A 12028-nucleotide genomic window follows, 5' to 3' on the forward strand; every position below is an offset into this window, starting at 1 on the left:
CCCGCTGGAGCTGGTGGAGCGCCTGCGCTCGGAGCTCGGGGTCGCCACCGTGCTGACGGCGTACGGCCTTACGGAGGCGTCCGGCACCGTCACGATGTGCCGCCGCGGCGATCCGCCCGAGGTCATCGCGGGTACGGCGGGCCGCGCGATCCCGGACACCGAAGTCAAGATAGCCACGGCAACCGGACGCGAACTCCTCCCGGGCCGGCCGGGCGAGGTCTGGGTCCGCGGCTACCACGTCACATCCGGCTACTTCGAGGATCCGATCGCCACGTCCCGCACCATCACCCCCGACGGCTGGCTGCGGACGGGCGATGTCGGGGTGATGGACGAGCACGGCAATCTGCGCATCACCGACCGCATCAAGGACATGTTCATCGTCGGCGGCTTCAACGCCTACCCCGCCGAGATAGAGCAACTCATCGCCCGCCACCCCGATGTGGCCGACGTCGCCGTGATCGGCATCCCGGACCCGCGCCTGGGCGAGGTGGCCAAGGCCTACGCGGTCCGCCGCCCGGACTCGACGCTGACGGCGGACGACCTGATCGCCTGGTCGCGCAGGGAGATGGCCAACTACAAGGTGCCGCGGCAGGTGGAGTTCCTGACCGAGCTTCCGCGGAATGCGAGTGGGAAGGTTCTCAAAGCCAAGTTGCGGACGGGCGGTTCAGGTGTCACCTGATGCTGAGTGGCGGCCCGGCGAGGTTGTTCCAGATCTCGGCCGCGAGGGCTAGTTGACCGATGAGGAAGGCGCCCTGCACGGACAGGGTGCGCATCTGGTAGATCGACAGCAGCAAACTGAGGCTAGTCGGCCAGAGCTGTTTTTCGCCTTTGAAAGTGGCCATGTCCATCCCGATGCTGGTGAGAGTGAGGACGATGAGCATCAGGGAGGAGCTCAGGACCGCGGTACCGAGTTCTGTGTCAGTGATGCGGTTGACGAGGGCCCCGACGCCGATCGGGATGACGTAGGCGAGGGTCAGGCACGACCCACGCGTGGGGCCGCGGCGTCCGGGCAGTACGCGCCACAGAGCTCCCAGGGCCAGGCCGGCCCCGGCCCATGTGATCTGCCAGGTGAGGAACGCGGCCACGATCTCGGCCAGCGCCGTAGGTTTGGCGCTCGTGAGCATAAGTTGCTTCGAGTCCCTGAGGCTGTTCGCCCACACGATGACGATGCTGGCTGGAATGCCGAAGAAGAACGCCAGGCGTGCGGCATGCCGTGCGTTCTTCCACCAGGTGTCTTCGGGGCCCCAGCTCAGCGCCACATCTACCACGGACACCTGATCCGACAGGCAGTCGTCGTCGCACCCGGCGGGTCTCCAGTGGCGCAGCTTGCGTAGTTCATCCTCCACTTCATCACGCGTTGTCCTTTCTTCATGGCCTTGGTCCACGAGGCGGAGCTTCTGGTGGAGAGTGCGATAGCGGTGAGCCTTTTCCAGCAAGGGCTCGCGGCCTAGCTTGGTACTCAACCCATGGATGGCTCCGGACGTTTGGTGCAGCACCGACCATCGTCGGCCTACTGCCACCACGGCGTACAGGGAGGCGATATTCAGCAGGAGCCACACGAACAACAGTACGGATGAGCCTGCGACCAAGGACACTCTCGTCGCCGCAGCAATGGCAAAAACAACTGCTGTCAGCCGCATATCGTTCCGGCGCGGCTCCATGAACGCCTTGTCGGGATTCCGGTACACCTGCTCCTGCGCGGACTTGGCGCGGATGTTCAAAAGCGCTACGAGCGCGATGATGGTCAGTACCCAGGTGTAGGCGTAAGCCCACGAAAGGCCAACCGGTCCGAATTGAACCAGGTAAAAACCGAGGCTTTTGTCGTGGGACGAGTGGTAACCTGGCTCGTCATCGCCGAGCCAGGTCGCTCGTTGCCAGTTGAGGTCGACGGACCACCGGTATGAGATCAGCATGACCAGTGCGACCACCGCCAGCGCGGCTCCAACGGCTCCGATGCAGCGGGCGCGCGCCTGGTCCCAGGTTCTCGACCAGGGGACCAATTCTCCTTCCTGTGCGAAGCGCCATGCCCATGCCGCCATCGCCGCCAGCCATAGCCATAGCATTGCCAGTTGTGACAGCACTTGCCAGGTAACACGGGTGCTGGGTGGCACCAGTTCTTTTGGCATATAGACGAGTTCAGGATCCAGAAGCGCCAGCAAGCCCAACGCAACGAGCAGCAAAGCAGTCAAAATAACGGTGAGAGTGAACGCTCGACCGCGTTGGAGGCGCGCTTTCTCTATCTCGGTATTCGGGTCGTCGCTCGATGCATGAGGGAGCCAGGGGCGCGCGACGGAGATAAGAACCACGGCTGCTGCCGTGCCGGCGAGAGTGTGCCAAAGGCTGAACGATTCCGGCTGGGGGATCAGCGTGAGTGCCACGCCAAGGCCTGCGCTGAGCCCGGCCCACCGCAACGCTGCCTTTGCGGGGCGCGCCTGTGCGTCCTTGCTGAGGGCAAGGACCCGCCACCTGATCCCCTGCGCTTTCGGCGCCGGTGCGGCAGCCGGGTCCAGTCGGGCGCGGAACACGGCCAGTGCGAACACCGCTGAGCCGCAGGCCCACCACAAGGCGATGCAGAGTCTGCTCCAGGTCGGCTTTCGGGCACTGCTGAGAGCGAAGAAGGCATGCCATGGTGGAAGCACGTCGATCGATACGTTCGGAGGCTGCTCGGTGCTCCACACCCGCGTGTCCTTGTCGGCATGCGACGCTCCGGGGGAGGCGTCGCGGGCATCAAGTCCGCCCAGCTTGATCTCAACGCGCTTCCAATGGGCATTTTCAATCGCCAGGCCCAGGTTTTTCGGATGAAGGCGAACATGCCAGCTGGTGTTCTTATTGGGGACCTTGATGCTCCATGGTCCGAACGCGATCTCACCGGAATGTGCGATCAAGGTGAAGGCCTTATATTGCACCGTAGTCCGGTCGTCCTTATCTGTCACCTCCGGGCCATGTAGACGCCATTCATCCCTCCAGTACAGGGTGGAATTTGCCACGCTCTTTCTGCGTAGCAGGCAGCGCATCGCAATTCGATACTCCTTGGACTTTCCGCCGAGCGTTAGTTCCTCGGTCAGCGGCCATGATTTCTGCACGGTGATGGATGTGTTCGCCTGTGCTTGGACGAATGTCTGACCGTGGTGGAAGAACCGGATCGCGGCCTCGACCTCCGGCGTTCCGGCTTCCACCACTTTGCAGCCGTCAGAGGTAGCCGCGCCCGCCTCCGTCGGCCACAGCCCCCACCACCCCACCGCCATGACCAACAGCCCGAGCCAGCGCCGCCACCGGTTTGCCGCCATACGTTCGCTCCGCTACACCCGCATGATTGACCTTCAGTGCGCATACCTACTCATCCGGAAGGCACGGGCCCGGTGTAGACGCGCAATGAGAGGCAAAGGTCCAATCTGTTGGTCGTACGGTGAGCGGAAAGCTCTTGGTTTGCGGCACCCCACAAGGCGGCTTATGATCTTTTAAGGGTGTATAAGCTGATCCATTGACCATGGGAGAGGGCTTATGACCGGTAAAAACGCGACCCACCAACGGCCCGCACTTCCCACGTTCGAGGAAGCCGAAGGCCTGGGCCCGCATGACGCGGAGTTCGTCCGAGACCTCATCGCGGTGCTGGAGAAACACGGCAACCTCGACCGTTTCGGCCTGTGCCTGCTGCACGATCACTTCCCGCTCGACACGGACGAGGTTCTGGTCGAGACGAACGATCCCGAGACCCGCACCCTGAACATCCGCGTCGAGAAGGCGGGCGGGACCCGGCATGCCAAGCCCTCGCAATGGCGATTCCTGCCGAACGTCCCCCATGCGAAGGGCGCGGAGTTCGCAGGCGGCCCGTACCAGGTGATCCTGCAGTGCGATGTGGTCAGCCTGTGCCCGGGGCGCGAACGCTGAAGGGCGCGCTCCGACGACGCCCTCTCCTGGACACGACGTTGGCCTCCACCACCCACGACCAGGTGATGAAGGCCAACGTCACGCGGAGGGGCCGGACATCATCGACAGAGTCCTCGTGCCCGGCCCCTCACCGCTCACCTGGGGGCGACGGGCATGTGCTCGTCCTGCACGCTCAACAGCCCCCCTTGCTCGGCCGTCACGGACTGGCCGGGCGCCGGCATGTGCTCGTCGGCGACGGCCGAAGCCGAGGCGCTGAGAGCGGCGGCCGTTGCGATGGCGAACACGACGAGGATCTTCTTCGTTCTGGTCATATGACTCTCCATGAGAAGCAAGATTGCTATCCAAAAAGAAATCTAATGATGAAGTGCCCGTTTGTAAGCCATTCTCACCGAAAATGGGTTCGACTTGAGGAGATACCTCATCCATGGTGGCCCACGCGACAGCAGGGATCGGCGTCGATGGCTCCCCCTCCGTGCCATCGACGGACCGATCCCTGCGAAGTGCCCTGTGAGCCCTGTGCGTTGCTCCCGCCTGCCTCCTGCTGCCTACGCCTTACGCCGTCTTGTCCTTGGCGGTCAGGGGCTTGGGCGCCGGCGCGTGCTCGTCCTGGGTGGAGAGCTGCGGCGGCACGGGGGCGTGCTCGTCCTTGGCGGTCAGGGGCTTGGGCGCCGGCGCGTGCTCGTCCTGGGTGGAGAGCTGCGGCGGCACAGGGGCGTGCTCATCCTTGGCGGCCAGCGGCCTCGGGGCGGGCGCGTGCTCGTCCTGCGTGGTGAGCTGCGGCGGCACGGGCGCGTGCTCGTCGAGCGGCCGGTAGGCGTCGGACTCGGGTTTCTTGTCCTGGGTCATGAGGATCAGCTCCATGGGATAGGGCGGCAGGTTGTGTGGCGACGCCCGCCCGGCGACTCCCCCGTGGGTCGCCGGACGGGCATCTCAGGGCTGCTCACGCTAGTGGTGAGTCCCGACAACCGACCCGTCTGCCCCCCGCGGGGACGGATCGACTGCTTCAAGAGTGGCCATCGGCGATAAACGATTGATGAACGCGGTGTCGCAGGGCGCTACGCGATCGCGTCGCCGGTCGCGCGACCGCCGTCGCGCCGCCCGACACTGCGGCCCCGCCGCCCGATACCGCCGCCCGAGCCGCCCGTTGCGCGGCCGCGGGCCCGTCGCGCGACCGTGGGCCCGTTACGCGGCCGCCGCGGGCTCCAGGAGCCCGCGCACCTCGTCCGCCTCGGCGGCGCCCAACTGCTCGTGGATGGACAGCGCCTCGCGCCAGCAGGCTTCGGCGCGGCCGGTCTGGCCGATCGCGATGAGCGCCTTGCCCAGCACGGTCAGCACGATCGCCCGCCGCCATTCGCCGCCGATGCCGCGCAGGGCGAGGGCCTGTTCGGCGTGCGAGGCGGCCTGCGCCGGCCGGTTCACCGTGAGGTGGGCCTCCGCGATGCGCTGGTGGGTCATCCCCTCCCACAGGGGCTGACGGCTCTCGTGGAACAGGGACAGCGCGTCCGTCAGTTGCGCGAGCGCCTCGTCCGGGCGTCCCGCCCGGGTCAGGACCAGGCCGAGCGCGTACTTGCCGTTGGCCAGGCGCAGGGTGCGCCCCAGGTCCTCGTAGATCTTGACGCCCTGCCGGGCCAGTTCGACGGCGCTCGCCACCCGGGCCAGCTCCAGGTGGACGCGCGACAGGTTGCACAGGGCGCTGGCCTCGCCCGGCGCGTTGCGGTCCTTACGGAAGGCGGTGATGGCCTGGAGGAGGTGGGTCTCCGCCTCGTTGAGCCGCTGCTGGACGAGCGCGATGATGCCGCGCTGGTTCAGGGCGCGGCAGGCGGGGACCGGGTCGTCGGCGGCCAGCCCCAGCGCCGCGGCCCGGCGGGCCTCGTCGTCGGCCTGGTCGTAACGGCCCGCCAGGCTGCGCACATGGGCGAGGAAGGTGCGGGCGCGGCCCTCCGCATGGGCGTCGTCCTGCACCTGCGCCGCGTCGCTGATGGCGACCGCGGTGATCTCGTACTGGCGTGAATTGGCCCCGGATTCGGCCAGGTCGACCGCCGCCATCAAAAGGTCCGCGGCGCGGCGCAGCGTGTCCGGGCGAGCGGCCGACTGCTGGGCGCAGGCGAGCAGCGGGTCGGACTCGGCGAAGAGCCAGTCCAGCGCGGCCTCGCGGTCCGGGAAGGCCAGGCCGGGGTAGCGCGTCGTCTCCAGGTGGTCCACCAGCCGGTCGCCGGGCCGCTCCAGCCCGTAGACCTCGGCCGCCGTCGCCAGGTAGAAGTCCAGGAGGCGGGACATCGCCGCGTCCCGCTCGGAGGGCGGCTGCTCATCGCGCTCGGCGCAGGCGCGCGCGAAGAGGCGTACGAGGTCGTGGAAGCGGTAGCGGCCGGGGGCGGCGGACTCCAGCAGGCTGGTGTCGACCAGGGATTCCAGGAGGTCCTCGGCGCGGTCGGCATCGAGGTCGAGGACGGCCGCGGCCGCCGCCAGCGAGATGTCGGGCCCCTCGGCCAGGCCCAGCAGCCGGAACGCCCGTGCCTGCTGGGGCTCCAGCTGGCCGTACCCCAGCTCGAAGGTGGCCTTGACCGCCAGATCGCCCACGCGCAGCTCGTCCAGGCGCCGCCGCTCGTCGGCCAGCTTGCGGGCGAGGACGGACACGGTCCAGGTGCGGCGGGCGGCGAGGCGGGAGGCGGCGATGCGGATGGCGAGCGGCAGGAAGCCGCACGCGGCGACGACGTCCATGGCCGCGTCGCGCTCGCTGACGACACGCTCCTCGCCCACTATCCGCGTGAAGAGGGCGAGTGCCTCCTCCGGGCTCATCACATCCAGGTCGACCAGGTGGGCGCTCTCCAGGTCGACCATCCGGATCCGGCTGGTGACGAGGGCGGCGCAGCCCTCCGTACCGGGCAGCAGCGGACGCACCTGGGCCGCGTCCCGGGCGTTGTCCAGCAGCGTCAGTACGCGGCGGCCGTCCAGTGTGGAGCGGTAGAGGGCGGCGCGCTCCTCGACGCCGTCGGGGATGCTGGAGTCCGGTGTGCCGAGGGCCCGCAGGAAGGATCCGAGGACCGCCTCCGGCTCGGCGGGGGCCGGGCCCGCGCCCTGGAGGTCCACGTAGAGCTGGCCGTCCGGGAAGTGGTGGCGCGCGGTGTGTGCCACGTGGACGGCGAGGGTCGTCTTGCCGACTCCGCCGATCCCCGCGACCGCTGACACGGCCATGACATGCCCTTCGGCGGTGGCCAGGTGGTCGCCCAGCTCCTTCACGAACGCCACTCGGCCCGTGAAGTCCGAGACCGAGGCCGGGAGCTGCGCGGGCCGTACGAAGACCGGACCGGCCGGGGCCTGCTCCGCGGCGGCGCTCGGCGCGGCGAGCTCGGCATCGGCCTGGAGGATGCGCTGCTGGAGCTCGGAGAGCTCCGCGCAGGGGTCCACGCCCAGTTCCTCGGCGAGCAGCCGGCGGGTGTCGGTGTAGACGGCGAGCGCCTCGGCCTGCCGTCCGCTGCGGTAGAGGGCCAGCATCAGCAGTTCGCGCAGCCGCTCCCGCAGCGGATGGGCGGCGGTCAGGGCGGTCAGCTCGGAGACGGCCTCCGCGTGGTGGCCTAGCTCCAGGTCCAGGTCCAGGCGCGCCTCGACCAGGGACAGATGCCGCTCGGTGAGCCGCACCCGCTGCGTCTCCGCGTAGGGCCCCGGCACCTGGGCCAGCGGCTCGCCGTCCCACAGGTCCAGCGCCTTGCCGAACAGCTCGCGCGCCCGCGGCCGGTCCCCCGAGTGCTGGGCCTTCTCCGCCTCGGTGGCCAGCTGCTCGACCACGTCGATGTCCAGGGCGCCGAGGCCGACGCGGATCGCGTACCCGCCCGACTCGCTGGCCAGCACCTCGGAGTCGGGCCCGAACGCCTTGCGCAGCCGGGAGGCGTACGTGCGCAGCGCGGCGATCGCCGCGTCCGGGGGGTCGTCTCCCCAGAGGGCGTCGATCAGCTCCGGGGCCGTCGCGGTTCTTCCGCCCCGCAGCAACAGCGCTGCCAGCAGCGCTCGTTGTTGCGGTGAGCCGGTGCTGAGCTGCTGTTCGCTCCGCCACGCCCGGACCGGTCCGAGCACGGTGAAGCGCATGTGCTGCCGCTGCGCCTGCTCCTTGTCGCGGGCCATGTCTCCCCCTGCCTGTGCTTCCCAGTCGCACGGGTCAGTTTGCCTTGTCGGCGGCGGTTACGTCAGTAGGGGCCAGCTGTCTCCACAAGGCCCGCCAGAGTTGTCCGACTTCATATGGCTGGCACACCGTCAGACAGCGACGCACGGCGGTCAATGGGTCGTCATACCCCCGGGAGGGTCCGGGTGGAGGCGGGTGGCGCCGCGGGGCGGTGCGGCCGATGAGATCGACGAGGCCCCCATCAGCGCGCTCACCTCCTCGCGCTCCGGCGACCCCAGGCGCTCGTAGATGGCCAGCGCTTCCTGCCAGCACTCCCTGGCCCGATCGGTCTGGCCGACCGCGGACAGCGCCTTGCCGAGGACCGTCAGCAGCGACCCGCGGCGCCATTCGCCGCACAGGCCCTGCATGGCCAGCGACCGCTCGGCGTGCCATGCGGCCCGGGCCGGACGGCCTGCGGCCAGATGGGTTTCGGCAAGCCGGAAATGGGCCATTCCCTCCCACAGTTGCTGGCGGGTGTCCCGGAATATGCCCAGGGCCTGGGTCAGATGGGCCAGGGCCTCGTCCAGCCGGCCCGTACGGGTCAGCGCTATCCCGAGTGTGTACCGTCCGTTGGCCAGGCGCAGCGAGGCGCCCAGCCGCTGGTATATCTCGAGCGCCTGCTCGGCCAGCTCCACCCCGGCCTGGGCGCGGCCCTTGTCGATGTGGACGCGGGCGAGGTTGGACAGGGCGCTGGCCTCACCGGCCTCGTTGGCGTCGGCGCGGAAGGCGGCGAGCGCCCGGTTGAAGTACGCCTCGGCCTCCTCCCTGCGGCCCTGGTCCAGGACGATGCTGCCGAGCCGGTTGGGAACGCGGCTGGCGAGCATCGGGTCCCTGGCGGCCAGCTCCAGGTCCAGCGCCCGCTCCAGCTCCCGCTCGGCGTGCTCGAACCGGCCGGTGAAGTAGTACAGATTCCCGAGGGTGGACCGTGCCCGGGCCTCGGTGCGCACGTCCCCCGCCGCTTGAGCCGATTCAATGATCGCCTCGGCCACCCCCTCGTACTGGTAGGACCTGGCCCCCGACTCGGCGAGGTCCAGGGCGGCGGTGAGCAGGTCCGCCACGCGGCGGCGCCGCCCGTCGGCGACGCACTGCCGGGCGCAGGCGATCAGACAGTCCGCCTCGGTGAACAGCCAGTCCAGCGCGGCCCCGGACGACTCGAAGGTGAGGCCGGGACGGGTCGTGGGCGCGAGGTGCTCGACGGTGCGGTCGCCCGGCCGTTCGGCGGCGTAGACCCGTGCCGCGGTGGCCAGATAGAAGTCCAGCAGGCGGGAGAGCGCGGCCTCCCGCTCCGTCTTGGGGAGGTCGTCCCGCTCCGCGCATGTCCGCGCGTACAGCCGCAGCAGGTCGTGGAGGCGATAGCGCCCCGGCACGGTGGGCTCCAGGAGCGAGATGCCGACCAGCGATTCCATGAGCGTCCGGGAGGCGGCGTCGTCCAGGCCGAGCACGGCCGCCGCGGCGGGCAGCGAGATGTCCGGCCCCCCGGCCAGCCCGAGCAGCCGGAACGCCCGTGCCTGCTCCGGCTCCAGCTGGCCGTAGCCGAGCTCGAAGCTGGCCTTGACCGCCAGATCGCCGGCCCGCAGCTCGTCCAGCCTGCGCCGCTCGTCGGCCAGCTTGCGGGCCAGCACGGACACCGTCCAGGTGCGCCGGGAGGCGAGCCGGGAGGCCGCTATGCGGATCGCGAGCGGCAGGAAGCCGCAGGACGCCAGGACGTCCATCACCTCCTCGCGCTCGACGGCCGCCCGCTCTTCGCCGACGATGAGCGCGAAGAGGGAGAACGCCTCCTCCGGGCTCATCACGTCCAGATCGACCGGATGGGCACCGTCCAGACCGGCCATCGTGGCCCGGCCGGTGATCAGGGTCGCGCAGCCGTGCGGGGCCGCGCGGCCGTGCGGGCCGCCGCCGGGCAGGAGCGGCCGGATCTGGTCGGCGTCACGGGCGTTGTCCAGCAGGACGAGGACCCGGCGGCCCGCGAGCGCCGAGCGGTAGAGGGCGGTGCGCTCCTCGGCGCCGTCCGGGATGGCGGCGTCCGGGACGCCGAGGGAGCGCAGGAAGGCGGCCAGTACGGCGTCGGGCTCGGCGGGGGAGGGGCCCGCGCCCCGGAGGTCCACGTAGAGCTGCCCGTCGGGGAAGTGGCGGCGGGCCGCGTGGGCCACATGGACGGCCAGGGCGGTCTTGCCGATGCCCCCGATACCGGAGACGGCGAGGACCGGGGAGGCGCCGCCCTGGGCGGCCAGCAGACCGCTCAGCTCCCGTACGGCGTCGGCGCGGCCGGTGAAGTCCGGTGCCGCGGCGGGCAGTTGTGCGGGGCGCACGAGGGGTGCGTTCGCCGGCCGGGGTTCGTGGAGCGCTGTGGGGTCGCGGAGCGCCGTGGACTCATGGGGTGCCGTGGGCCCGTGCGGTGCCGTGGACTCGGCGAACTCGGCCGCGATGAGCCAGTCCCGTTCCCCAAGCCGCTTGTCGCCGACCATGGTGCCCCCCGCGCTTACGTTTCCCTGCACGGCCAGTCTGCCCGCTCGACCGGTTATCCGTCAGTAAAGAGCGCGTCTGTCCGGGCGGCGCGCCGGGTGACGGAGGGCCGCGCGCGGGGTGACGGAGGGCCGCCCGCCGGGTGGTCGGCGGCCGCGCGCGGGGTGACTGACGACCGTGTGCCGGGCGGCTGGGGGCCGTGCGCCGGACGGTGGCGCCGTCGTGCCGCGAGAGCTGACGATCCGTCAGATCGGCGCTACCGTGCAGTCATGGAGAGCTTCCCGAAGATAATCTCGGTGGACGACCACACGGTTGAGCCCCCTCACGTCTGGCGGGACCGGCTCCCGTCGAAGTACCGCGACAGCGGGCCGCGCATCGTCCGGGCGCCGCTGAAGGAGATGACCTTCATCGGCGGCAAGTTCGCCCCGAAGATGGGCGCGCCCGGGGACGACGGGCCGCTCGCGGACTGGTGGGTGTACGAGGAGCTGCACCGGCCGCTGACCCGGCTGGACACCGCCGTCGGCTACGACCGGGACGAGGTCAAGCTGGAGGCCATCACCTACGAGCAGATGCGGCCCGGCTCCTTCTCGGTGCCCGACCGGCTCGCGGACATGGACGTCAACCACGTCCAGTCCGCGCTCTGCTTCCCGACCTTCCCCCGCTTCTGCGGGCAGACCTTCACCGAGGCCGCCGACCGCGAGCTGGGGCTGCTCGGGGTCCGGGCGTACAACGACTGGATGGTGGAGGAGTGGTGCGGGCCCGAGGCCCGGGGCAGGCTGATCCCGCTGATCATCATCCCGCTGTGGGACGCCGAGCTGGCCGCCGCCGAGGTGCGGCGGAACGCGGCGCGCGGGGTGCGGGCCGTCTGCTTCTCGGAGATCCCGCCGAACCTGGGGCTGCCCTCGATCCACACCGACGACTGGGACCCGCTCCTGGCCGCGTGCGACGAGACCGGCACGGTCATCGCGATGCACATCGGCTCCTCCTCGAGGATGCCCTCGACCTCCGCGGACGCGCCCCCCGCGGTCGGCTCCACGATCACCTTCGCCAACTGCTGCTTCTCGATGGTCGACTGGCTGATGAGCGGGAAGTTCGAGCGCTTCCCGAACCTGAAGGTGATGTACGCGGAGGGCCAGATCGGCTGGATCCCCTACATCCTCGAGCGCGCCGATGTGGTGTGGGAGGAGAACCGGGGCTGGGGCGGAGTGGCCGACAAGGTGCTGCGCCCGCCGTCCGAGCTGTTCACCGAGCATGTCTACGGCTGCTTCTTCGACGACGCCTTCGGGCTGCGCAACCTCGACGCCATCGGGGTCGGCAATGTGCTGTACGAGACGGACTATCCGCACTCGGACTCCACCTGGCCCAAGTCGCGGGAGGTCGGCGAGGCGCAGATGGGGCATCTGGCGCCGGACGTCGTGGAGCGGATCGTGCGCGGCAACGCGATCGAGCTGCTGGGGCTCACGGCGGACGGGCTGTGGGCGGGGGCGCCTGGGGCGTAGCGGGTTGGCCGGGGAGGGGCGTCGG

General features: G+C 69.9%; 8 protein-coding genes. 3 read left to right on the forward strand and 5 right to left on the reverse strand.

Features of this window, described 5'->3' with window-relative positions; translation table 11 throughout:
* Nucleotides 1–679: AMP-binding protein (locus tag GWI24_RS30585; protein WP_210949121.1), on the forward strand; the 679-nt coding region annotated here is incomplete at its 5' end.
* Here GWI24_RS30585 and GWI24_RS30590 read toward each other — a convergent pair.
* Nucleotides 672–3287, reverse strand: a complete 2616-nt coding sequence (locus GWI24_RS30590) for a DUF6185 family protein (protein ID WP_210949122.1) — start codon at nt 3285–3287, stop codon at nt 672–674. The two genes, GWI24_RS30585 and GWI24_RS30590, sit on opposite strands and share 8 nt — an antisense overlap.
* Before the next feature lie 214 nt (nt 3288–3501).
* On the opposite strand from GWI24_RS30590, the gene GWI24_RS30595 reads away from it, so the two are divergent.
* Nucleotides 3502–3888 carry a hypothetical protein gene (locus tag GWI24_RS30595; protein WP_210949123.1) on the forward strand — a complete coding sequence of 129 codons (387 nt, stop codon included), beginning with the start codon at nt 3502–3504 and terminating at the stop codon, nt 3886–3888.
* Between the two features lie 134 nt (nt 3889–4022).
* Here GWI24_RS30595 and GWI24_RS30600 read toward each other — a convergent pair whose 3' ends face one another.
* The 4 genes from GWI24_RS30600 to GWI24_RS30615 all read right to left on the reverse strand — a co-directional run bounded on the left by GWI24_RS30600 (nt 4023) and on the right by GWI24_RS30615 (nt 10506).
* Nucleotides 4023–4199: a hypothetical protein gene (locus GWI24_RS30600; protein ID WP_210949124.1), complete on the reverse strand. Its 177-nt coding sequence runs from the start codon at nt 4197–4199 to the stop codon at nt 4023–4025.
* A 241-nt stretch (nt 4200–4440) separates the two neighbouring features.
* Nucleotides 4441–4734: a hypothetical protein gene (locus GWI24_RS30605; RefSeq protein WP_210949127.1), complete on the reverse strand. Its 294-nt coding sequence runs from the start codon at nt 4732–4734 to the stop codon at nt 4441–4443.
* A gap of 336 nt (nt 4735–5070) precedes the next feature.
* Nucleotides 5071–8004 (reverse strand): BTAD domain-containing putative transcriptional regulator, encoded by a 2934-nt coding sequence (locus tag GWI24_RS30610; protein ID WP_210949125.1) that lies wholly within the window; start codon nt 8002–8004, stop codon nt 5071–5073.
* Between the two features lie 150 nt (nt 8005–8154).
* Entirely contained in the window at nt 8155–10506 is a 2352-nt protein-coding gene (locus tag GWI24_RS30615) for a tetratricopeptide repeat protein (protein ID WP_210949126.1), read from the reverse strand.
* 267 nt (nt 10507–10773) lie between these two features.
* On the opposite strand from GWI24_RS30615, the gene GWI24_RS30620 reads away from it, so the two are divergent.
* Nucleotides 10774–12003, forward strand: a complete 1230-nt coding sequence (locus GWI24_RS30620; protein ID WP_020869139.1) for an amidohydrolase family protein — start codon at nt 10774–10776, stop codon at nt 12001–12003.
* Nucleotides 12004–12028: the final 25 nt, after the last annotated feature.

Origin of the sequence: Streptomyces sp. MK37H, assembly GCF_018035285.1 — a bacterium.
In the GTDB taxonomy this organism is placed as follows: domain Bacteria; phylum Actinomycetota; class Actinomycetes; order Streptomycetales; family Streptomycetaceae; genus Streptomyces; species Streptomyces endocoffeicus.